At 65.7% G+C, this 22,527-nt stretch carries 23 protein-coding genes; 14 read left to right on the forward strand and 9 right to left on the reverse strand.

Annotation, left to right across the window (positions count from 1 at the left end; all coding sequences use genetic code 11):
- Positions 1–14: 14 nt before the first annotated feature.
- From ACH2CY_RS06845 to ACH2CY_RS06865, 5 genes are read left to right on the forward strand one after another with little or no spacing between them, the layout of a single operon-like run.
- Positions 15–1,346 carry an ABC transporter substrate-binding protein gene (locus ACH2CY_RS06845; RefSeq protein WP_395017438.1) on the forward strand — a complete coding sequence of 444 codons (1,332 nt, stop codon included), beginning with the start codon at positions 15–17 and terminating at the stop codon, positions 1,344–1,346.
- 16 nt (positions 1,347–1,362) lie between these two features.
- The gene (locus tag ACH2CY_RS06850; RefSeq protein ID WP_395017440.1) at positions 1,363–2,148 is read left to right on the forward strand and encodes an ABC transporter ATP-binding protein; all 786 of its coding nucleotides are present in this window, start codon (positions 1,363–1,365) and stop codon (positions 2,146–2,148) included.
- Positions 2,145–2,861, forward strand: coding sequence for an ABC transporter ATP-binding protein (locus ACH2CY_RS06855; RefSeq protein WP_395017443.1), 717 nt, complete (start codon positions 2,145–2,147; stop codon positions 2,859–2,861). The genes ACH2CY_RS06850 and ACH2CY_RS06855 overlap by 4 nt, the downstream gene beginning before the upstream one ends.
- Positions 2,862–2,864: 3 nt before the next feature.
- Positions 2,865–3,743: a branched-chain amino acid ABC transporter permease gene (locus ACH2CY_RS06860; RefSeq protein ID WP_395017445.1), complete on the forward strand. Its 879-nt coding sequence runs from the start codon at positions 2,865–2,867 to the stop codon at positions 3,741–3,743.
- Positions 3,740–4,753 (forward strand): branched-chain amino acid ABC transporter permease, encoded by a 1,014-nt coding sequence (locus ACH2CY_RS06865; protein WP_395017448.1) that lies wholly within the window; start codon positions 3,740–3,742, stop codon positions 4,751–4,753. Before ACH2CY_RS06860 ends, ACH2CY_RS06865 begins: the two co-directional genes overlap by 4 nt.
- On the opposite strand, the gene ACH2CY_RS06870 is transcribed toward ACH2CY_RS06865, so the two are convergent.
- The 9 genes from ACH2CY_RS06870 to ACH2CY_RS06910 form a co-directional block, all read right to left on the reverse strand.
- Positions 4,707–5,405 carry a cytochrome c3 family protein gene (locus ACH2CY_RS06870; protein ID WP_395017450.1) on the reverse strand — a complete coding sequence of 233 codons (699 nt, stop codon included), beginning with the start codon at positions 5,403–5,405 and terminating at the stop codon, positions 4,707–4,709. The genes ACH2CY_RS06865 and ACH2CY_RS06870 overlap by 47 nt on opposite strands.
- Positions 5,402–5,911 (reverse strand): nitrate reductase cytochrome c-type subunit, encoded by a 510-nt coding sequence (locus ACH2CY_RS06875; RefSeq protein ID WP_395017453.1) that lies wholly within the window; start codon positions 5,909–5,911, stop codon positions 5,402–5,404. The genes ACH2CY_RS06870 and ACH2CY_RS06875 overlap by 4 nt, the downstream gene beginning before the upstream one ends.
- On the reverse strand, positions 5,908–8,409 hold the full coding sequence (napA, locus tag ACH2CY_RS06880; RefSeq protein ID WP_395017455.1) for a nitrate reductase catalytic subunit NapA: 2,502 nt from the start codon (positions 8,407–8,409) through the stop codon (positions 5,908–5,910). The genes ACH2CY_RS06875 and napA overlap by 4 nt, the downstream gene beginning before the upstream one ends.
- On the reverse strand, positions 8,402–8,668 hold the full coding sequence (locus tag ACH2CY_RS06885) for a chaperone NapD (protein ID WP_395017457.1): 267 nt from the start codon (positions 8,666–8,668) through the stop codon (positions 8,402–8,404). Before ACH2CY_RS06885 ends, napA begins: the two co-directional genes overlap by 8 nt.
- A complete protein-coding gene (napF, locus tag ACH2CY_RS06890) occupies positions 8,661–9,191 on the reverse strand; it encodes a ferredoxin-type protein NapF (RefSeq protein ID WP_395017459.1) in 531 nt (176 codons plus the stop codon). Before napF ends, ACH2CY_RS06885 begins: the two co-directional genes overlap by 8 nt.
- Before the next feature lie 11 nt (positions 9,192–9,202).
- Positions 9,203–9,376, reverse strand: coding sequence for a periplasmic nitrate reductase, NapE protein (gene napE, locus ACH2CY_RS06895; protein WP_395017461.1), 174 nt, complete (start codon positions 9,374–9,376; stop codon positions 9,203–9,205).
- Between the two features lie 89 nt (positions 9,377–9,465).
- The gene (locus ACH2CY_RS06900; protein WP_395017463.1) at positions 9,466–10,371 is read right to left on the reverse strand and encodes a carbohydrate ABC transporter permease; all 906 of its coding nucleotides are present in this window, start codon (positions 10,369–10,371) and stop codon (positions 9,466–9,468) included.
- Entirely contained in the window at positions 10,364–11,269 is a 906-nt protein-coding gene (locus ACH2CY_RS06905) for a carbohydrate ABC transporter permease (RefSeq protein ID WP_395017465.1), read from the reverse strand. Before ACH2CY_RS06905 ends, ACH2CY_RS06900 begins: the two co-directional genes overlap by 8 nt.
- Before the next feature lie 72 nt (positions 11,270–11,341).
- Positions 11,342–12,607 (reverse strand): ABC transporter substrate-binding protein, encoded by a 1,266-nt coding sequence (locus tag ACH2CY_RS06910; RefSeq protein WP_395017467.1) that lies wholly within the window; start codon positions 12,605–12,607, stop codon positions 11,342–11,344.
- 244 nt (positions 12,608–12,851) lie between these two features.
- Between ACH2CY_RS06910 and ACH2CY_RS06915 the strand changes: the two genes are divergently transcribed.
- The 9 genes from ACH2CY_RS06915 (at position 12,852) to ACH2CY_RS06955 (ending at position 22,464) form a co-directional block, all read left to right on the forward strand.
- The gene (locus ACH2CY_RS06915; protein ID WP_395017469.1) at positions 12,852–14,054 is read left to right on the forward strand and encodes an ROK family protein; all 1,203 of its coding nucleotides are present in this window, start codon (positions 12,852–12,854) and stop codon (positions 14,052–14,054) included.
- Positions 14,051–15,151 (forward strand): Gfo/Idh/MocA family protein, encoded by a 1,101-nt coding sequence (locus ACH2CY_RS06920; protein WP_395017471.1) that lies wholly within the window; start codon positions 14,051–14,053, stop codon positions 15,149–15,151. Before ACH2CY_RS06915 ends, ACH2CY_RS06920 begins: the two co-directional genes overlap by 4 nt.
- 21 nt (positions 15,152–15,172) lie before the next feature.
- Positions 15,173–15,835, forward strand: coding sequence for a ThuA domain-containing protein (locus ACH2CY_RS06925; protein WP_395017473.1), 663 nt, complete (start codon positions 15,173–15,175; stop codon positions 15,833–15,835).
- 90 nt (positions 15,836–15,925) lie between these two features.
- Entirely contained in the window at positions 15,926–18,190 is a 2,265-nt protein-coding gene (locus tag ACH2CY_RS06930) for a VTT domain-containing protein (RefSeq protein ID WP_395017475.1), read from the forward strand.
- Entirely contained in the window at positions 18,187–18,936 is a 750-nt protein-coding gene (locus tag ACH2CY_RS06935) for an endonuclease/exonuclease/phosphatase family protein (protein WP_395017478.1), read from the forward strand. Before ACH2CY_RS06930 ends, ACH2CY_RS06935 begins: the two co-directional genes overlap by 4 nt.
- 68 nt (positions 18,937–19,004) lie before the next feature.
- Positions 19,005–19,961, forward strand: coding sequence for a TIM barrel protein (locus tag ACH2CY_RS06940; protein ID WP_395017480.1), 957 nt, complete (start codon positions 19,005–19,007; stop codon positions 19,959–19,961).
- Positions 19,958–20,725 carry a triose-phosphate isomerase gene (locus tag ACH2CY_RS06945; RefSeq protein WP_395017482.1) on the forward strand — a complete coding sequence of 256 codons (768 nt, stop codon included), beginning with the start codon at positions 19,958–19,960 and terminating at the stop codon, positions 20,723–20,725. Before ACH2CY_RS06940 ends, ACH2CY_RS06945 begins: the two co-directional genes overlap by 4 nt.
- An 827-nt stretch (positions 20,726–21,552) precedes the next feature.
- The gene (locus tag ACH2CY_RS06950; protein WP_395017484.1) at positions 21,553–21,963 is read left to right on the forward strand and encodes a hypothetical protein; all 411 of its coding nucleotides are present in this window, start codon (positions 21,553–21,555) and stop codon (positions 21,961–21,963) included.
- A 72-nt stretch (positions 21,964–22,035) separates the two neighbouring features.
- Positions 22,036–22,464, forward strand: a complete 429-nt coding sequence (locus ACH2CY_RS06955) for a hypothetical protein (protein WP_395017485.1) — start codon at positions 22,036–22,038, stop codon at positions 22,462–22,464.
- Positions 22,465–22,527 lie beyond the last annotated feature (63 nt).

Raw genomic sequence — 22,527 nt, forward strand, 5'->3', positions numbered from 1 at the left:
AGGGAGCCACGAACATGACCAAGAAACCCAATCTGGCAAAGCCCAACGTCATCCCCAGCCGCCGCCACTTCATCAAGGGCGCGGCTGCCTTTGGCGCCGGCGGCGCCGTGCTGGCCGGCATCAACGACGGCGCCCGCGCCGACGGCGACCCGATCCCGGTCGGCCAGGCGGCACCGCTGACCGACTTCGCCGCAGCGGACGGCGTCGAGTTCAAGAACGGCCTCACCTTGGCCTGCGAGGAGATCAACGCGCTGGGCGGCATCCTCGGCAGGCCACTCGAACCCTATTTCGAAGACACCAAGCAGATGGGCGATGCGACCAACGTCCAGGCGGTGCAGCGGCTGATCGATCGCCACTCGGTGCACGCGATCCTCAACGGCTACAACATCGGCTCGGGTGCGGCGATCCAGGACGTGATCGCCGACAGCGGCATCATCTACATCCACTACGACACGACGATCGGCCACAACAACCTGATCAAGTCGGACCCGGAGCGCTATTTCGGTTCGTTCCAGGGCGATCCGGCGGAATACTGGTACGGCCCGGGCTTCCTCAAGTTCGTGAAGGACCTGGAGGCGAACGGCCAGTACAAGCGCACCAACAACAAGATGGCGGTCATTCTCTCGGCCGGCGTTTATGCCGCCAACATCGCCAACGCGATCAAGGAGCAGGCGCAGAACTACGGCTGGGAGATCAGCCTGTTCGAGACCGTGAACGTGCCGATCTCGGAATGGGGCCCGACCTTGGCGAAGATCCGCCAGGACCCGCCCTCGGTCATCGCGGTCACGCATTTCCTGCCCGCGGACCTCGCGCAGTTCATGGTGCAGTTCGTCCCGAACCCGACCCAGAGCCTCATCTATATGCAATACGGGCCCTCGATCCCGGCCTTCCGCGAGATCGCCAAGGAAGCCTCCAACGGCGTGCTCTATGCGACCGTAGTCGGCGCGCTGCAGGACGAGATCGGCAGCGCCTTCGAGAAGCGCTACAAGGCGAAGTTCGGCGAGAATGCCGGGCATAATTCCGGCGCGCAGTCCTATGACGGCGCCATGGTCTGGGCGACCGCGGCGGCGCTAGCCGGCGGCAGCGGCGAGCCCGGCAATGACGAGCAGAACCGCAAGGTGGCGGCGCGCATGCGCTCGATGATCCACCGCGGCGTCACCGGCACCACCCGCTTCATCGAGAAGGAACAGGCGGCCTACACCTATCCCACCCAGGTGAACGATTCGTCGCTTGGCATGCCGCACCAGTTCCTGCAGATTCAGGATCACACCAAGGGCGGCGGCCTGATCGCGCCGGCGCCCTACAACACCGCGGAGTTCAAGCTCCCTCCCTGGATCAAGGCGTAAAGGCCATCAACGGATCATGACCGCCGCCGCCCTGCTCTCTTGCGTCAACTTGAGCAAGTATTTCGGGGCACTGGCGGCGGTCCATGATCTCTCCTTCGATCTGCGGCCCGGCGAGATCCTCGGCATCGGCGGGCCGAACGGCGCCGGCAAGACCACGCTGTTCGAATTGATCTCCGGCCTCAATCCCGCGAGCGAAGGCCGGATCCTGTTCGAGGGGCGCGACATCACCCGGCTCTCGCCCGAGGCGATCTGCCATGCCGGCATCGCCCGCACCTTCCAGCTCAACGCCAGCTTCGACAAGCTGAGTGTGCGCGACAATGTCCGGGTTGCCGCCTATTTCGGCCGCGACAACCGGATCGTTCCGGGTTTGCGCATGGGCCGCGAGACCGAGACCCATGTCGATGCCGCGCTCGACGCCGTCGACTGGCGCGGCGACCAGCATATGCTGGCCGGACAGTTGCCGGTGCTGGATCGGAAGCTGCTGATGCTGGCCGGCGCGTTGGCGACACGGCCAAAATTGCTCTTGATGGACGAGCCGGTCGGCGGTCTCAACCCGCAGGAGATCGAGCATATGATGGCGACGGTGCGGCGCATCGCGGCGTCGGGCGTCACCATCATCCTGATCGAGCATGTCATGCGCTTCCTGGTGCAGCTCTCCGAGCGGGTGATGATCATGCACCACGGCGAGAAGATCTACGAAGGCCCGCCGCAGGGCCTGGTCCGGGACCGCACCGTGATCGACGTCTATCTCGGCGAGGGTGCCAGCCAGCGCTTGAGCGCCCTGATGGAGAGCGGCGCATGACCACCGCCCTGCTCTCGCTCGCCGGCATCAGTTGCGGCTATGGCGCCAACCAGGTGCTGCGCGGGATCTCGCTCGAAGTCGCCGAGGGCAGCCTGACCGCGATCATCGGCCCCAACGGCCATGGCAAGACCACCTTGCTGCGCACGATCTCCGGCCTGGTGCCGCTGCGCGAAGGTGCCATGCAGTTCGCCGGCCAGGATATCTCGCGCAGCCGGCCGGATGAGATCGTGGCCGCCGGGATCGTGCACGTGCCGCAGGGCGACCTGCTGTTCCCCGAGATGAGCGTGCTCGACAATCTGCAGATGGGCGCCTACCTGCCGGAAGCGGCGAAGCAGGTGAAGTCGCGGCTCGAGGAAGTCTTCGCGCTGCTGCCGAAGCTGAAAGAGCGCCGCGGCCAGATCGCCAGCACGCTTTCCGGCGGCGAGCGGCGCATGGTCGGGATCGGCCGCGGCCTGATGGCGGGCGGCAGGCTGTTGATGCTGGACGAGCCCTCGCTCGGCCTGGCGCCGATCGTCATCGACCAGATCTACGAGGTCGTCTGGCGGCTGACCGAGACCGGCCGCACCATCCTGCTGGTCGAGGAGAATGCCGCGCGGGTCGCCGACCGGGCGGCGCAGGTCGCTTTGCTCGACAACGGCACGTTCGCCTGGACCGGCGCCGGCGCCGAATTGATGGCGCGGCCGAAGATCCTCGAAACCTATCTGGGGGCCTGAGCGATGGATGTGCTGGTCCAGGTCATCGCCTCCGGCCTCACCCTCGGCGCCATGTATGCGGTCGCGGCGATCGGGCTCGCGCTGGTCTACGGCTCGCTGAACATGCTGAACATGTCGCATGGCGCGCTGATGGCACTCGGCGGCTATATCTGCTTCTACGCGATGACCGCGCTCGGCCTGCCGGCCCTGGTCGGCGTCGCCGCGGCGATGCTGGTCTGCGGCGCGGTCGGGCTCGCGATCTATCTGGCAGCGGCGCAGCCGATGCTGCGCTCGGCGAATTTCGAGACCCAGATCTTCATCGCCACGATCGGCATCGGCGCGATCCTCGAGAACGTGATCCTGCGCGCCTTCGGCCCCCAGCCGCAGCCGCAGAGCCTCAACCTGACCGGCGCCCAGGTGATCGGCGCGGTGCATATCCCGAACCAGAACATCCTGATCCTCGCCGTGGCGATCGGGTTGATGGTGGCGCTGTCGCTGCTGTTGCAGCGGACCCGGCTCGGCCGCGCGATCCGCGCCACCGCGCAGAACCGCGAGGCGGCGCAGCTGATGGGCGTGCGGGTCGGCGTGGTCTACGCCCAGGTGCTGGCGATCTCCGGCGCGCTGGCCGCGATCTCCGGCATCATGGTGAGCTCGCTCTCCGGCCTGCTGCCGAACATGGGTGGCGATCCGATGCTGAAGGCCTTCATCATCTGCGTAGTCGCCGGGCTCGGCAATGTCTACGGCACGGTGGCCACGGCCATCGTGCTCGGCCTGCTCGAAGCCCTGATCCAATATGTGCTCGGCGTCCGCTACAGCTTCGCCCTGTTGTTGCTGCTGGTGATCGTGGTGCTGATCTGGCGGCCCTATGGATTGTTCGGCCGGCGCCAGGTGGTGCGGTTATGAAGAACCTCACCGGCATCCGCCGCGATCTCCTGATCGGCGGCATCCTCACCGCGCTGGCGGTAGCACTCCCGTTCCTGACCGGCACGCGCTATGTCGTGACCCAGACCACCCTGTTCTTCATCTGGGCGATCGTCGTCACCCAGTGGAACCTGGTGCTCGGCATCGGCGGCATCTTCTCGCTGGCGCAGATGGCGCTGTTCGCAGTCGGCGCCTATGCGACCGCGATGCTCGGCTACTATTTCCAGATGCCGATGGTCGCGGCGATGCTGCTGGCGGCGCTGGCGACCGTGGTGGTCAGCGTCCTGATCGGCCTCGCCTGCCTGCGACTGCGCGGACCCTATGTAGCGCTGCTGACGCTGGCGGTGGCGCAGGTGCTGTTCCTGCTGATCACCAACGACACCGACTGCTTCACCAACCCGGAATCCGGCTGCATGCCGCTGTTCGGCGGCGTGCGCGGCTTCACCCGCTTCGGCGATCTCGGCTTCCGCGCGATTCTGAAGTCGAAATTCTACATCGGGCATTATTATGTCGGCCTCGGCCTGCTGGTGCTGGCCACGGCGTTTGCGATCGCCATCATCCGCGGCCCGGCCGGGCTCGCCTTCCAGGCTTTGCGCGACAATCCCGGCTATGCGGTCTCGCGCGGCATCAGCAAGTTCAAGTACCAGCTCTGGCTGTTCGGCCTCTCGGCCTTCTTCACCGGCCTCGCCGGGGCGTTCTACGCCGTGAACTTCGCCGCGGTCGGGCCGATCGTGTTCTCGATCTCGATGCTTCTGTTCCTGCTGTCGATGATCGTGGTCGGCGGGATCGGCACGGTCTGGGGACCGCTGCTCGGCGCGGCGCTGCTGATGCTCTCCGACGAGGCGATGCGCGAGTTCGGCGACTGGCGCGACATCGGCCTCGGCCTGATCCTGGCCGGTTTCGTCGTGCTGCTGCCGCGCGGGCTGGCCGGCCTGCGCTTCCGGCTCAAGGCTCCGTCTTCAGCTCCCGCAGAGTCCGGGCAATCTCGATAACCTTGGCGTTTGCCGGGTCGGAAAGCTCCGCGGCGCTCGGGTCCCAACCGGGCACGCCCTTCATGTCCGGCAGCTGGTGCGCGATCCCCTTGTGGCAGTCGATGCAGGTCTTCTCGCCGGAAGCGAGATAGGTGCTGTGGGCGGTCGCGGCCCGGGAATTCTGCCGCGTGAAATCCATATACTCGAAGTCATGGCAGTTGCGGCATTCCAGCGAATCGTTCGCCTTGAGCCGCGCCCATTCGTGCTCGGCCAGCTCGCGGCGCTTGTCCAGAAACTTCTCACGGGTGTTGATGCTGCCGAAGATCTTGCCCCAGACCTCCTTCGAGGCCTGCATCTTGCGGGCGATCTTGTCGGTCCATTTGTGCGGCACATGGCAATCCGGGCAGGTTGCGCGCACGCCCGAGCGGTTGGTGAAATGGATGGTGGACTGGAGCTCCTGGTAGACGTTGTCCCGCATCTCGTGACAGGAGGTGCAGAACTTCTCGGTGTTGGTGACTTCGAGCGCGGTGTTGAAGCCGCCCCAGAACACGATACCGGCGACGAAGCCGCCGATCACCAGGAAGCCGAGGCTGAAGTTGACGCTCGGCTTGCGGAGCACGAACCAGATGTCGCGGACCAGCTGCCAGCCCCAGCGCCAGAGGCGGCCGATCATGGTTGATCCTCCGCCGGCGCCGTCTCGCCGCTGCCCTGCTTCTGCCGCAGCATGCGCAGGATCTCCTCGATCGGCGCGAAGTCGTTCTGCACCAGATCCGGCGCCTCCGCCTGCGTCACATGGCACTGGGTGCAGAAATAGCGGCGCGGCGTGACGGTGGCCAGGATCTGGCCGTCGCGGTCCATGAAATGCGTCACGCTGATCATCGGCGCCTGCGACTGCGCGGTGAACTCGCGGGTATGGCAGGTCAGGCACTTGTTCGCGTTGAGGGTGATCGGGTAGTCGCGGATGTTGTGCGGAATGACCGGCGGCTGCTCCGGATAGTTCCGGGCCCGACGCATGTCGTCATTGATCTCCTTGTAGATCGGCGGCGGTGCGACCTCCTCGGTCGGCGGAGTCTCGCCACGGAGATCGGCGACCGGCGCGCCCGCGTCCTGGGCCCAGGCCAGCGATGCGCCGAGGCCGAAGGCCGCGGCGGCGATCAGGATGAAGCCGCGCGCCCTCATGATGTCACCTTCTCGACCTTGACTGCGCATTTCTTGAAGTCGGTCTGCTTGGAGATCGGATCGGTGGCGTCCAGCGTCACCTTGTTGATCAGGCGGCCCTCGTCGAACCAGGGCACGAAGACCAGGCCTCTCGGCGGCTTGTTGCGGCCACGGGTCTCGACCCGGACCCGGATCTCGCCGCGCCGGGAAATGACCCGCACCTCGTCGCCGCGGCGGATCTGCTTGGCGCGCGCATCCTCGGGATGCATGTAGCAGAGCGCATTAGGGACCGCGCGGTTGAGCTCGGGCACGCGCCGCGTCATCGAGCCGGAATGCCAGTGCTCCAGCACTCGGCCTGTCGAGAGCCACATGTCGTATTCGGCGTCCGGCGCCTCGGCCGGCGGTTCGTAGGGCAACGCGAAGATGATCGCGCGCTTGTCCTTGTTGCCGTAGAACTGCACGCCGCTGCCGGCCTCGACGTAAGGGTCGAGGCCCTCTCTGTAACGCCAGCGCGTCTCCTTGCCGTCGACCACCGGCCAGCGCAATCCGCGCACCTGGTGATAGGTGTCGAACGACGCCAGGTCATGACCATGGCCGCGGCCGAAGCCGGCATATTCCTCGAACAGGCCCTTCTGGACGTAGAAGCCGAAGGCCTCGGATTCGTGATTCTTGTAGCCCTTCTCGATGTCCGAGACGGGGAACTTGTCCACCGTGCCGTTGGCGAACAGCACGTCGAACAAGGTCTTGCCCTTGAACTCAGGGTGCGCCGCCAGAGTCTCGGCGGTCCAGACCTCGTCGGTGGTGAAGCGCTTGGAGAATTCCATCAGCTGCCAGACGTCGGACTTCGCTTCGCCGGGTGCCGTCACCAGCTGGTGCCAGAAATGGGTCCGCCGTTCGGAATTGCCGTAGGCGCCTTCCTTCTCCACCCACATCGCGGTCGGCAGGATGAGATCGGCCGCGAGTGCGGTCACCGTCGGATAGGCGTCGGACACCGTGATGAAGTTCGCCGGGTTGCGGTAGCCGGGATAGCCCTCCTCGTTCATGTTGGGGCCGGCCTGCATGTTGTTGTTGACCTGCACCCAATAGGCGTTGAGCTTGCCGTCCTTCAGCATGCGGTTCTGCAGCACCGCGTGGAATCCCGGCTTCTCCGGGATGGTGCCCTCGGGGACCTTCCAGACTTCCTCCACATGCTTGCGGTGCGCCGGATTGGCGACCACCATGTCGGCCGGCAGACGGTGCGAGAAAGTGCCGACTTCTCGCGCGGTGCCGCAGGCCGAGGGCTGGCCGGTCAACGAGAAGGGCGAGTTACCCGGCTCGGCGATCTTGCCCGTCAAAAGATGGATGTTGTAGGCCATGTTGCTGCACCAGACACCGCGGGTGTGCTGGTTGAAGCCCATGGTCCAGAGCGACATCACCTTGACCTTCGGGTCGGCATAGAGCTCGGCCAGCTCCAGCAGCCGCTCCTTCGGCACGCCGGAGAGCTCGGCCACTTTCTCGACCGGATAGTCGGCGACGAAGGCGGCGAACTCGTCGAAGGTCATCGGCGTCGAATCGTTGGCGGTCGCGGCGTTCTTCGCCTTGGCCTCGGTCGGATGCTCCGGCCGCAACCCGTAGCCGATATCGACCGTGCCGCGCTTGAACGTGGTGTGCGCATCGACGAAGGCCTTGTTGACCCGGTTGGTCGAGATGATGTGGTGGGCGATGAAATTCAGGATCGCGAGATCGGTCTGCGGCGTGAACACGATCGGGATGTCGGCGAGGTCGAAGCTCCGGTGCTCGAAGGTCGACATCACGCAGACCTTCACATGCGGGTTGGAGAGTCGGCGGTCGGCGATCCGGGTCCAGAGGATCGGGTGCATCTCCGCCATGTTGGAGCCCCAGAGCACGAAGGCATCCGCGGCCTCGATGTCGTCATAGCAGCCCATCGGCTCGTCCATGCCGAAGGTGCGCATGAAGCCGGCGACCGCCGAGGCCATGCAGTGGCGGGCGTTGGGGTCGAGATTGTTGGTGCGGAAGCCGCCCTTCATCAGCTTCAGGGCGGCATAGCCCTCCCAGATCGTCCACTGGCCGGAGCCGAACATGCCGACTGCGGTCGGCCCCTTCTCCTTCAGCACCCGCTTCCACTGCACAGCCATTTCGTCGAAGGCGCGTTCCCAGCTGACCGGTTGGAACTCGCCATCCTTGGCATAGACGCCGTCCTTCATGCGTAAGAGCGGCTGGGTCAGCCGGTCGGCGCCGTACATGATCTTGGAGAGGAAATAGCCTTTGACGCAGCTGAGGCCGCGGTTGACCTCGGCATGGATGTCGCCGTGGGTCGCCACCACCCGATTGTCCTTGACCGCAACCATGACGCCGCAGCCGGTGCCGCAGAAGCGGCAGGGCGCCTTCGACCAGTCGAGCCGCGCCTCGTCGCCCGGAATGATGCCGTTGGCGGCCTGTGCGCCGGGGATGCCGGCGACGGTCGCGGCGATCGCCGCCGCCTTCGCCTTGATCATCTGGCGTCGGGTCAGTTCAACCATGGTGACTCTCCTCGGAAATCGCGTCGATCTCGTGATAGATCAGCGACGCGGCTATCGTGCCCTGCATTTCGTTGATCGCGGCAATGCGCGCCATCGTCTCGGCTTCGGATTCGGTCTCCAGCACGACCACCAGCTTGCCCGCATCGGTGCCGGCATGGACTTCGGCCCCGGCGAGCGCGGCGATCTCGGCGCGCAGGTCCGCGCAACGATCCGGCCGCACATGGACCACCAGGCTGGAGATGTGGACGGTGTCAGGCATCGGCGGCCTCGATCCGATGCAGCTCGATCGCAGACGCGGGACAGGGTGCCACGCAGCCGCCGCAGCCGGTGCATTTCTCGAGATCGACGCTGGGTTCGGGAATGCGGCCGGCCGCATAGACGAAGCGAATGGCGCCGTCGCCGCAGGCATCCTTGCAGGTCTGGCACATGACGCCGTCACGGGCGAGACAGTCGGAGCCGATGATCACGCGCAAAGTCCAGGGGGCAGTCGTCGCGCGCGCCGCGGGAGCGACGAAGACCGGCTCCGCGCAGACATCCGCGCAGGCGCCGCAGAAGCTGCACAAACCCGCGCCGCGACGGAAGTCGACGACGGCGCGGTTCGCGTCATCCAGCGCGACGATGCCCTCGGGGCAGGCGGTCAGGCAATCGCCGCAGCCGGTGCAGAGCTCCGCGAAGACATCGCGCAAGGCCCAGGGCGGTCGCAACGCCGGGTCGCTCTGATTTTCCGCTTCCGCGCCGAACAGGAAGGCGCGCCGGGATCGATCGACGGATGCGCCGCTCATCGCCACCCCGCTCAGGACCCCGGGGGTCCGGCGAAGATCTGGTACATCCAGTTGGCGAAGCCATAGCCGCCGACGATGGCAACGGCCAGGATCGGGGCCAGGAACACTGTCAAGAACAGGAAGGTGAGAGTTTCGCTGCGCCGCCGGGATCGGCCGCTGCTCATCATCTCGCCGGAACCTGACATTTCCACACCCCTGGATCGCCCTTCCCTGGATAAGGATATTATAGGACGCATCGCCTAGCCGTAAAGGCCTCGTGTTGCGATAGGATGTCTCAGCCTTTCACGGCCCCAGCGGTCAGTCCGGAGACGATATAGCGCTGGGCCACAACGAACATGATGACGGCGGGGAGAATCGTCAGGGTAATGAACGCCAGGATCAGCTGCCAGGCGACGATGAACTCGCCCTGATAGTCCATCAGGCCGAGGGTCCAGGGGTATTTCGCATTGGTGTTGATGACCACCAGCGGCAGCAGAAAGTTGTTCCAGCTGACGACGAAAGTGATGACCGCGACAGTGGCGAGAATCGGCCGCGACAGCGGCAGCACGATCGCGAGGAAGAACCGCGCATAGCCGCAGCCGTCGACCAGGGCGGCGTCGAGCAGCTCCGACGGCAGCTGCCGGAAGGCGTTGCGCATCAGCAGGATGCTGAGCGCCTGGCTGAACGCCACCTGCGGCAGGATGATGCCCCAATGGGTATCGAGCAGGCCGAGATCGCGCACCTTGATGAAGAGCGGCAGGATCGCGGTTGCGAATGGAAACGTCAGGCCGAGGATGAAGTAGTTGAACAGCATGCGCTGGCCGAAGAAGCGCAGATGCGCGAAAGCGAAGGCCGCCGGCGCCGCGACCAGGAGGGTGAGCGCGACCGTCACGGTGGAGATGAACAGCGAGTTGCCGAGGATCCGCCAGTAGCGCGCGCTCTCCAGGATCCCCCAGTAGTTCTCCCATTGCCACACCCTGGGCAGGCCGAAGGGATTGGTGCGCAGCTCGCCCAGCTCCTTGAAGCCGCCGATCGCGGTCGCGAGCAGCGGCACGATCACCAGCGCGCCCACCAGGCAGAGGATCAGGAATCGCGGCAGGCCGAGCAGCGGCGCCGTGAGCGAAGCCGTCGCCACCTCGTTCTTCGGCGCCGCCAGCGCGCCTCTGGAAAGTCGATTCCGGTGCAGGACGGTTTCAGTCATCGTCGCGCATCAGCAGCCGCTTGTAGCCGAAGGCCACGGCCGCGCAGAGGATGAACAGGAATACGCCGACCGCGGAGCCGAAGCCGACCCGCATCCGCCCGATGCCGAAGTAATAGAGAAAGGAGACGATGGTGTGGGTCTCGTTCAGGGGACCCCCGCCGGTCAGCGGCACGATCATGTCGAAGAAATGCAGCGAGCCCAGCACCGAGAAGAACACCGAGAGCTTGATCATCGGTTTCAGGCCCGGCAGCGTGATGTAGCGGAAGCGCTGCCAGGGGCTGGCCCCGTCGATCGCCGCGGCCTCGTAGAGATTGCGGTCGATGCTCTGAAGTCCGGCGATGTAGAGCATCATGTGGAAGCCGAAATACTTCCAGACGATCACCGTCAGCACCGCGGCATAGGCCCAGTCGCGATCGGCCAGGATGAACAAGGGATCGCCGCCCAGCGCCTGCCAGAGCTGCGAGACGAGGCCGTAGTCGCCGTCGAACATGAAGCGCCAGATCAGCCCGGCCGCCACGTCGGCCAGGATGTAGGGCAGGAAGAACAACATCCGGAAGGTGACCGAGCCGAACAGGCGGTCGGCCAGCAGCACCGCCATCGCCAGCGCCAGCGGCAGCTGCACCGCGAGCGAGACGACGATGATCAGCAGGTTGTTGACGAGCGCCTGGTGGAAGGCCTTGTTGGCGAGCAGCTGCTTGTAGTTCTGCAGGCCGACGAAATTCTCCAGCGCCGCAAGGCCGTTCCAATTGTAGAAGCCGTACCAGCCCGCCTCGCCGATCGGCAGGATGACGAAGACGGTGAAGAGGGTCAGGGCGGGCGGCAGGAAGACGAGCGCGGTCAGCGCGCCGCCGCGGACGTAGCCCGCCTGGCCTCGCGGCGATGCGGTCGTGTCAGTCATGCCCCTCCCGGTTCCTGCGTCGCAGAAAAGAGGGAGGGCTCCGGCCTCGGCTGGACCCCTCCCAGGCCGAGGCTACCGTTGATCCCAGGCGTCCTGGATCTGCTGGGCGCCGTCTTCGGGCGTCATGTCGCCGGCGGCAATCGCCACCGAGACGTCGTTGACCACGCGGCCGACCGAGGGACCGAGATCCTGGTCGAGAAAGTTCTGGTGCCAGGTCGAGTTCGAGATCGCGCGGGCGACCTCGGCCACCAGCGGGTTCTTGATGAAGGCGTCGGTGCCCTTGGTCGCGGGCACGTAGACGCCGGCTTCGGCCGCCGCCTTCTGCGCCTCGGCCGAGACGAAGTATTTCAGGAAGTCGAGCGCCTCCTTCGGCGCGTCCTTGGTGACCAGGAAGCCCTGCACGCCGCCCAGCGTGTCGGTGATCTTGCCCTTGCCGCCCGGCAACTCCGGGAAGGGGGCGAGCCCGATCTGGTCGTTGGCGATGCCCTTGCCGTCGGTGGCGTTCTTCTGCTGGCCCTGGATGAAGCCGTTCAATTGCAGCGCCATCATGCCCTTGCCGTCGCCGAACTGGCCCTGGCTCGGGAGATACTTGGTGCCGAGCCAGCCCTCCTGGAACGGCTCCAATGCCGCGAGCTCCTTCAGCTTCGCGCCGGCCTCGACGAAGGGCTGGGCGGTGAAGCCGCCCTCGGTCGCCTCCGCCTTGGTGAGCACGTCCGATCCGCCGAGCCTCATCAACAGATACGAATAGATGAAGTGCATCGGCCATTTGTCGGCGCCGCCCATGATCAGCGGCGTGACGCCCGCACCCTTGGTCTTCTTCAAGGCGCCGAGGAAGCCGTCCCAGGTCTTCATCTCGGCGGGATCGACCCCGGCCTTGGCCAGCAGCGTCTTGTTGTAGATCAGCAGCACTTCGCTGAGCTGCACCGAGACGCCGTAGAGCTTGCCGTCGACCTCATAGGCGCCGAGCGGCGCCGGGTAGATCACCGGGTCGAACTCGGCCTTGTGCGCGCTGATGTCCTGGATGTAGCCGGCCTCGATTTGCGCGCGCATCACGCCGCCGGCCCAGGAATAGATGATGTCCGGCCGGTCGTCGGACTGCAGCAGGGTCGGGAGCTTCGCCTTGTAGGCCTCGTTCTCCATGTAATCGACGACGACCTTCACGCCCTTGTGGGTGGCGTTGTAGTCCTCGGCGATCTTCTTCCAGAAGGGATCGGCGGTTTCGTTCACATGCAGCATGCGGACGGTGACGTCCTGGGCGGCCGCCGCCGCCGTGGCCAGGGCGAGGGCAAGGCCGGCTCCGACCATGGTCTTCAGAAACCCAAGGGCATTGATGCGCATCGCCGTTTCCTCCCACGTTTCTTGAGGTTTCCGCGCCCGGCGCAGCTCCCTGCCGCGGGGGCGCTATATTTTTTGTGACACGGATTAAATCATCCTGGAGGCCTGATCTCTGTCAAGTCATCAATTGGAAGGATCCGCGTTTTCGTTGCACTGCGCCATTGACAGGTGAGGGTCGCTTGCGGGAATAAATCACTGATCCGAATTAAACGCAGCGACCGCGATGAAGACGGCTGATCCGGAATTTATGCGTGCAATCAATCGCTTCCATGTCATGGACGCGATTCGGCGGCACGGGCCGATCGCCCGGGTGGAGATCTGCGAGCGCACCGAGCTCAGCCCGACCACGGTTTCGGCCATCACCGCCGCCCTGCTCGACGACGGCCTGATCGTCACCCGGCAGATGGGCACGCTGCGCGACGCCGGGCGCGGCCGGCCGCGGGTCCTGCTGGAGCTCAACCCCAATGCGGCACGGGTGGTCGGGGTTAAGATCGCGCCGACCCGGATCGTGCATGTGGTCACCAACTTCCAGGGCGATGTGCTGGCCGGGCTGACCCAGCCGGTCCGGGTCGATCGCCAGGCGGCGGAGGTCATCGCCGATCTGGTCGAGGACGGCGTGCGCCGTTGCGTCGCCGATGCCGGCCTCACGCTCGACCGGGTGGAGAGCCTGTGCGTCGCCTTGCCGGGCGTGGTCGAGCACGCGACCGGCGTCGTGCGCCACAGCCCGATCCTCAAGGAATCCGACGTGGCGCTCAGCAAGGCCTTGTTCGAGCGGCTCGGGCTGTCGACCCTGATCGAGAGCGACGCCAATGCGATCACCATCGGCGAACACTGGTTCCGCCTCTGCCGCGACCTCGACGATTTCGTCGTGGTGACGGCCGAGCATTCGCTCGGGCTCGGCGTCATGCATGGCGGCGAGTTCTTCCGCGGCGCCAGGGGCATCAGCTTCAACCTCGGCGACCTCGCCATGGCGGCGAACGGCAAGTCGGTCTCGCGGCTCGCCGACCAGGCGACCGAGCCGGCGATCCTCGCCCCGGTCGCCGGAGACGCGAGGTTCCGCGAGGCGATCCGGCTCGGCCGCGCCACGCCGCTGGCCGCCGAGTTGATCGCCGCCGGCGACAATGCGCTGACCGCTTCGGCGCGGCGGGCGGGCGAAGTGCTGGGCCTCGCTATCGCCAATCTCATCACCCTGTTCGCGCCGCCGCGGGTGGTGCTGGTGGGATCCACCTTGGCGCTGGGCGAACCGCTGCTGACGGCGCTCAAGAGCGCGCTCGACCGCACCCTGCCCGCCTGGCTCGGCGATGTGTCGGAGATCGCGCTGGACACCGAGGCCGACGACACCGCCTGGGCGCGCGGCGCCGCCGCGGCCGCGCTGAAGCAGCTATACGGTGCACCCTGGAGTTCGACCGGGCCGGCCAGGCCGCGCCACGATGATGGGGAAAACGAATGAAGAGAGTCGGCATCGGCGTGATCGGCTGCGGCGTCATCTCCGGCGCCTATCTCACCGCGGCGAAGGGCTTCCCCATTCTCGACATCCGCGGCCTCGCCGACATGAACCCCGCCGCCGCCGACGCGCGCGCCAAGGAGTTCGGCCTGAAGGCGATGTCGGTCGAAGCCTTGCTGGCCGATCCGACGGTCGAGATCGTCCTCAATCTCACCATCCCGAAGGCGCATGTCGCGGTCGGCCTGCGGGCGCTCGACGCCGGCAAGCATGTCTATTCCGAGAAGCCGCTGGGCGTCGCCTTCAAGGACGGCAAGAAGCTGATCGAGCGCGCGGCCCAGAAGAAGCTGCGCGTCGGCTCGGCGCCCGACACCTTCCTCGGCGGCGCCCACCAGACCTGCCGCAAGCTGATCGATGCCGGCAAGATCGGCATACCGGTCGGCGGCACCGCCTATTTCATGTGTCCCGGCCATGAGCGCTGGCATCCGCAACCCGACTTCTACTACCAGAAGGGCGGCGGACCGGTGCTCGACATGGCCCCTTACTACATCACCGATCTGGTGAACCTGCTGGGCCCGGTGGCGCGGGTTTCGGCGATGACCTCGATGCCGAAGCCGAAGCGCACCATCACCTCGCAGCCCCGCCAGGGCGAGACGATCCCGGTCGAGGTCGCGACCCATGCGGCGGGCGTGCTGGAATTTGTTTCCGGTGCGCTGGTGCAGATGTCCATGAGCTTCGACGTGCCGGCGCATCGCCACCTGCCGATCGAGATCTACGGCACCAAGGGCAGCCTGGTCGTGCCGGATCCCAACCGGTTCGGCGGTGAGATCGAGTTCGCGGCGCAGAAGGACAAATGGCTGCCGCTGAAGACCGAGCTGCCCTATGCTGACGGCAACTATCGCTCCATCGGCCTGGCGGACATGGCGCATGCCCTGCGCAGCCGGCGGCCGCATCGCGCGAGCGGTGCGCTCGCCCTGCATGTGCTGGAGGTGATGGAAGCCTTCGACCGTTCCGCCAAGAGCGGCAAGGCGATCGCGATCACGACGCGGCCTGAGCGTCCAGCGCCACTCGAAGAAAGTCTGGTTCGGCGCAAGCTCGCGGCCTGAAGACATAGAACGGAGGAAGCCATGCGCGAAGCGCTGATCGTTTGGGGCGGCTGGAGCGGCCACGAGCCGGAGCAATGCTCCAAGATCGTCGCCGATATGCTCGAGGCCGAGGGCTTCAAGGTCTATGTCGAGAACACGACCGAGGCCTTCACCGATCCCTCGATCAAGGACCTCTCCCTCATCGTGCCGATCGTCACCATGTCGAAGATCGAGAAGGAAGAGGTGCAGAACCTCTCCAAGGCGGTCGAGAGCGGCGTCGGCCTCGCCGGCGGGCATGGCGGGATGTGCGATGCCTTCCGCGAATCCGTCGAATACCAGTTCATCTGCGGCGGGCAATGGGTGGCGCATCCCGGCAACGTCATCGACTACCGCGTCGATATCGCCAAGCCACAGGACCCGATCTGCGCGGGGCTCAAGAGCTTCCCCTATCGCTCCGAGCAATACTACATGCATGTCGATCCCTCGAACGAGGTGCTCGCCACCACGACCTTCTCCGGCGACATCCTGCCCTGGGTCGAGGGCGTGGTGATGCCGGTTGCCTGGAAGCGGCGGCACGGCAGGGGGCGCGTCTTCTATTCCTCGCTCGGCCACGTGGCGAAGGAGTTCGAGGTGCCGGAGATGCGCACCTTGTTCCAGCGCGGTGCGCTCTGGGCCGCCCGTGACGAGAGCAAGCCGTCGGCATGAAATCTCCGAATCCTGCCTAGCCGACCCTCGGGCACTTTTTCCCGCTCCGTCTGTTGTTAAGGGAAACGGAAACGTGTCGGGGCCGAGAATTTGCGCGCGCGCGAAGAAGATGCACCAGCTCTGAAGTCGTCGCCGCTGGCGACGGCGGAGTCGCCACCGGACTTCTATATCCCCGAGCCGCTTAGGCCGGGGCGGGACTGCTGGCGCATCGCCAGGGCCGAGCGGGCCACGGTGCTGGTCGATGCCGAGGCCTATTTCTTCGCCTTGCGCGCGGCGATGCTGAAGGCCGAGCGCTGCATCCATATCGTCGGCTGGGATCTCGACCGCCGCATCCCGTTTCCCGGCTGCGCCGCGGACGTCGACCGCCTGGCGGAGCTCAGCAGTTCCGGAGATGAGATCGCGGCCGACGGCTATCCGCTGCGCCTCGGCGCGTTCCTGGCGGAGTTGGTCAAGCGCAAGCCGCACCTCTGGATCCGCATCCTGCTCTGGGACTTCTCGCTGCTTTATGCCCCGAGCCGCGAGCCGCTGCCGGCGACGGCGCTGGCTTTGCGCTGGAACACGCCGCGGCGGCTCGATCTCTGCTTCGACGACGCCATCCCCATGGGTTCGGCGCACCACCAGAAACTGATCGTCATCGACGACGCCTTGGCATTCTGCGGCGGCATGGATCTCACGATGGCGCGCTGGGACGATTGCTGCCACAAGGCGGACGACAAGCGGCGCTGCATGCTGGACGGCGCGCCCTATGCCCCGGTGCATGACATCCAAATCGTGATGGATGGGCCGGTCGCGGAATGCATCTCGGAATATATCCGCTCGCGCTGGCAGCGCGCCGCCTATGAGAACATCCCGGCGGTGGCGAACCGGCCGGCGCGGCTCTGGCCGGAGACGGTCGAGCCGGAATTTCGCAATGTGGACGTCGCATTGTCGCGCACCGAGCCGCCGTTCGGCGAATCCGCGGCGATCACCGAGATCGAGCGCCTGTTCGTCCGCATGATCCGCGAGGGCAAGTGCAGCATCTACATCGAGAACCAGTATCTCACCTCCGAGCTCATCGCAGCGACCTTGATCGAGGTCCTGAAGGCGAAGCCGGAGCTTGAGGTCGTCATCATCTGCAGCCAGACCTATCCGAGCTGGGTGGAGGACGCCGCCATGATCGCCGGCCGGCGGCGCTTCATGCAGCGCATGCAGGAGAACGGCGTCGGCGAGCGCATCCGGCTGCTCGCCCCGCGCAACGAAGCGACGGAGGAGGCGGCGCAGATCAAGGTGCATGCGAAGCTGATGATCGTCGACGATCAGTATGTGCGTGTCGGATCGGCCAATCTCTGCCGCCGCTCCATGGGAACCGACAGCGAGTTCGACGTCACGATCATCGCGCAGGACGCAGCCACCCGCGCCGCGATCCTGCGGGTCCGGGACCGGCTGCTGGCGGAGCATTGCGGCACCGAGCCCGCTGCCGTCGCGTCGGCCATTGCCGAGAGTCGATCTTTGCGCGCGGCCATCGACAAGCTGAATGTCAGCCAGGAGCGGCGGCTGGAGCCGATCAACGACGCGGGCAGCGACGATTCGATGACCGAAGCGCTCGGCGCCATCGCCGATCCGGAGAAGCCGATCGACCCGACGCTGTCGCTGGTCGGCCTGTCGCCCTTCTCGGCCGGACCGGAGAAGAAGAGCTGGTTCCGCAAGGGCGGGCCGTTGTTCTGGCTGCTCCTTGTCGCGCTGGTCCTGGGCGGCTTGGCGGCGGTCTGGAGCCTGACGCCACTGAAAGCAGTCGCCAATGTCGAGTATTGGGAGCATATGCTGGCGGCGATCCGCGGGCCCTGGGAGGTGCTTGCGGTGGTCGCCGTCTTTGCGCTGCTGGGCCTGACCGGATTCCCGCTGCTGGTGCTGATCGCCGGCACCACCGCGGTCTTCGGCGTCTGGCCGGGCATGCTCTATGCCGGGCTCGGCGCGATGGCCAGCGCGCTCACCACCTATTCGATCGGCTGGAAGCTCGGGCAACGGCGGCTGCGGCATTACTTCGGTCCCGGCGTCAACCGCATCAAGCAGAGCCTCAACGGCAAGGGCATCGTCACGGTGACCACCATCCGGCTCATTCCGGTGGCGCCGTACACTTTGGTGAATCTCGCGGCCGGGGCTCTGCATATCGCGCCTGTCGATTACATCGTCGGAACCGCGCTCGGCCTCGCACCGGGCATCCTGGTGATGTCGCTGCTGGGCAGCACCATCGTCGATATCATCGCGCACCCGACGTTCGGCGGGATCGCGCTGTTGGTGGGACTTCTGGTCGGGGCGATCCTGCTGTCGCTCGGGATCCAGATGATTGTCGGCCGATTGCGGCGGCTGTTCGGATGAACGCCCAGGTCGAGTCCCCGACCACGGCCCGCATCCTCACCTGGAACATCCACAAGGGGATCGGCGCCGACCGGCGCTACGACTTGGGAAGAATCATCGATCTCGCGCGCCGGCACGAGCCCGACATCGTCGCACTTCAGGAGGTGGATTCCCGCGGCCGCGATCCGACCAACCTGCCGCTCGCAGCCTTGAAGCTGGCGCTCGGCAGCCACGCGGCGGAAGCCCGCACCATCGTCGCCGAGGACGGACACTACGGCCATGTGCTGATCAGCCGCTGGCCGCTGGAGACGGTGATCCTGCACGACGTCAGCATCGGCCGCCGCGAGCCGCGCTGCGCGATTGACGCGGTGATCCGGACCCCGCGCGGGCCGTTCCGGGTGATCACCACCCATCTCGGCCTGGGCTGGGGCGAAAGGAAGCGGCAGATCGGCAAGCTGGTTGCCCTCGCCCGCGCCGCGGATCCGGGCGAGGGCCTGGTCATGCTCGGCGACTTCAACGACTGGCACGGCGAGGTGCGGCGCGCGCTCGACGACCTGCTGCCGGCCTGGAGCTTCCTCAGGACCTTCCCGGCCCGCCGGCCCCTCTTCAAGCTCGACCGCATCTTCTGCCGGCCGGCCGGCGCGCTCACCCAATGCTGGACCGATGCCGAGGCGGCGCGCGCCTCCGACCATCTGCCGGTGATCGCCGATCTCGCTTTGGAAGCGCTGACGGCCCAGGAGCCGACCCTGTCACAAGCAGTGACATAGCCTGGGATTGCGCCCCGGCAAAAAACATGCGACCCGTGGATATCAAGATTCCATCCAGGGTCCAGCCCATGGCTTTCACGCTTTCGCTCAACACCAATCCGCTGGTCAACCGCTTCGCCGAGCCCGAGGACCTGATCGAGACCGTCGCGCGGCAGATCCGAATCCGCGACCTGCAGCTGACCCATGAGTTCATCAACCCGTCCTGGCCGGTGCCGGTGATCCGCGACCTGACCCGGCGCATGAACGCCGCGCTGCGCCGCACCGGCGTGCGCGTCACCTCCGGCATGACCGGGCCCTATGGCAGGCTCAACCATTTCGGCCATCCCGATGCGGGCGTGCGGCGCTATTACATCGACTGGTTCAAGACCCAGGCCGACATCACCGCCGATCTCGGCGGCACGGCGATCGGCACGCAGTTCGCGATCCTCACCCACCGCGACTACAACGACCCGAAGCGGCGCGAGGAGATGATTCAGATCGCGATCGACTGCTGGTCGGAAGTCGCCGAGCATGCCAAGGCCGCCGGCCTCACCTATCTGTTCTGGGAATCGATGTCGATCGGCCGCGAGTTCGGCGAGACCCTCGAGGCCTTCCGCAAGCTGCAGGACCGCCTCTCCGCCGCGAAGATGGCGATCCCGATGTGGGTGATGGCCGACATCGACCACGGCGACGTCACCAGCCCGAACCCGGACGACTACGACCCCTACGCCTGGGCGCGCGCGGTGCCGCGCTTCTCGCCGATCATCCATATCAAGCAGTCGATGATGGACAAGAGCGGTCATCGTCCGTTCATCGCCGAATACAACGCCAAGGGCCGCATCCAGCCGGAGCCTCTGCTCAAGGCCTTCCATGAAGGCGGCGGCAAGGACAACGAGATCTGCCTCGAGCTTTCCTTCAAGGAGCGCGAGCCGACCGACCGGCAGGTGGTCGCGCAGATCGCCGAATCCGTCGCCTTCTGGGCGCCGCATATCGACAGCGGCGTCCAGGATCTCCGCGTCGAGCCGGCGCGCGGAGCGGCTGAATGAGCGATCCGATTGCCTGGATCGGCACCAGCTGGAAGATGAACAAGACCCTGGCGGCGGCGAAAGCCTTCGCCGAGGCCCTGGCGCGCGCGGATGCGGCGCGCGATCCCCGGATCCAGCGCTTCGTGATCCCGCCCTTCACCGCGGTGCGGCAGGTGAAGGAGATCCTCGCGAACAGCTCGCTCAAGGTCGGGGCGCAGAACATGCACTGGGCCGACCAGGGCGCCTGGACCGGCGAGATCTCGCCGCTGATGCTGAAGGACTGCAACCTCGACCTGGTCGAGCTCGGCCATTCCGAGCGCCGCGAGCATTTCGGCGAGACCGACGAGACCGTCGGCCTGAAGGTCGAGGCCGCGGTGCGGCACGGCCTGATCCCGCTGATCTGCATCGGCGAGACCATGGCCGACCGCGAGAGCGGCCGCGCCGACGAGGTGCTGGAGCGCGAGGTCAAGGGCGCGCTCGGCAAGCTCTCGACCTCGCAGCGCCAGGCCCCGATCCTGCTCGCCTATGAGCCGGTCTGGGCGATCGGCGAGAACGGCATCCCGGCGACCGCCGACTATGCCGATGCGCGCCAGCGCGAGATCATCGCCGTCGCGAAAGCCGTGCTCGGCCGGCGCGTCCCCTGCCTCTACGGCGGCTCGGTCAATCCCGGCAACTGCGCCGAGCTGATCGCCTGCCCGCATATCGACGGCCTGTTCATCGGCCGCTCGGCCTGGGAGCCGGAAGGCTATCTCGATATCCTCGCGCGCTGCGCCAAGGTGCTGTGAGCGCCGGCGCTGCGCCGGGCGGGAATGCTTGTTCTGTCCGGGTCCAGTCCGGGTTGGCGGCGGGTCGCGGCCGTGACGGCAAAGGATGTTCCGGTCCGGGTCGACCCGGACGGCGGCGTTCCGTTGCCGGCGGGAATGCTTCTTCCGTCTGCGTCCGGTCTGCGTTGGCGCCGCGTCAAGGCCCTGACAGAAAACGATACCTTGGTCCGGGTCGACGCAGACGCCGAAGTTCTGCGCGCAGCGGGAATGCTCATTCTGTCCGGGTCCTGTCCGGGTTGGCGCCACGATTTCCTCGGACGCAGCCTGCTCCGGCGCGGCGGCGGCGAGCGGCGCGGGTTCAGGGTCGGCGTCAGGCAAAGTGAGGAGGCTTTCGCGCTCATCCGCCGGATGCAGCGATTCCATGTCCGCGGCGACTTCGAAGAGGTGTGGGACGGATTCGTGCGAGCCGGGTGCGGCAGGATAGGGCGCGGTCGGCGTGAGGGGCGTGGACATGGGGGGACGTTCTCCGGGGACGGAGGCATGACGCATCGTCGCCCGCTTGGGTTGAGCGAGAATAACTGGGCGGGCGGAGTCGACGCGCCTAGTATGCTAGGCGAGACAGCGATAGTTCACACAATAATGTAGCCTATTTTCCAGCGCGATGCTAGAATTAGTTTTCGATTGCAGAGGGGCGGTGGCTGGCTGGTCTCATCCAGCAGACGTGATTTAGGAGTCGATCGCACTGACATCTCTTGGAGGAAGTTCTGAGTCGCTGGCGCATTTTGGTCTTGATGATTCTGTCGCTTTCGAGTGGGTGTGGGCGCTCGTCCAGCGAGCTCTTCGACGCGATGATGGAAGCAGACGACAACGAGCAGATCCGGTTCATTTCTGCGGAGATCATGGATCAGGGAGGGGACGGCATTCCGATCCTGCTTGCAATCCTGAGCCGGGATGTGCCGCCTGATCGGCGGCTCTCGCTCATAGAGCTTAGCAAGGATGGCGCTGCGTTGACGCGCCTGAACGATCTCGCGGTCAAAGGAGTCTACACCATCCATGAGATACCAGTTTTGCTGGAGTACATGGATGCGAAGATGGTCAATCTCCAGGCGTCGCTGATTCCCGCTGATACCTTGCAGCGCATTACGGGCCTGGATGTCGGCTACAATTCGCAGTTTGTTTCCGGTTTCAGCAAAGAGCTTGAGCCCAAGCGGCAAAAGATGCTGAGCGCGTGGCGCGCCTGGTATGACGATAGAAGGTGACCGATATCCGCTGCTGACCCAAAGCGGATCTCCGAGTTACCCAACACGCGCAGTTGGGATACGACGAGCAATATGGCAACGCAGATGATTTCAGTTTGGGAGTTGGAGGCTTGGTCCAAGCCAGGCCACTTGTTGCCACAAGAGTATGGAAAGGACATCGCGGAGCAATTGCATTCGGCCGGGATTCCGCCGGAGGCCTTTCTGGGATTGAGTGCGATTCCAGACCAAGCACACGTCATAAATCTTCGCATGGCTCTTGAAGCCGGAGAGTATTCGGCGAGAGACTTCGCGTCTTTCTGCCATGAGCAGCAATTGGAGGCAGACACGAACGCCATGGAGTCGGCTTGTAAGTTCTTGGAGTTCGCCCGGGGTCGCGCATTGGCCTGGATCCACATTCCCAGCGGCAGCGATCCAGACCTGATAAAGTCCATCGCTTCCCATATGCGCGTTCGGGATCACATCATTATCGATCCGGAAACGTCTGAAGAGATTAAATTCTAACTGAGGATCGTCCGCTCCTGACCCGAAGCGGACATCGCGGCGCTTGTGCGGCATGGAAGAACA

It is taken from the genome of Dongia sp. (genome assembly GCF_041905885.1).
Classification (GTDB): Bacteria; Pseudomonadota; Alphaproteobacteria; order Dongiales; family Dongiaceae; genus Dongia.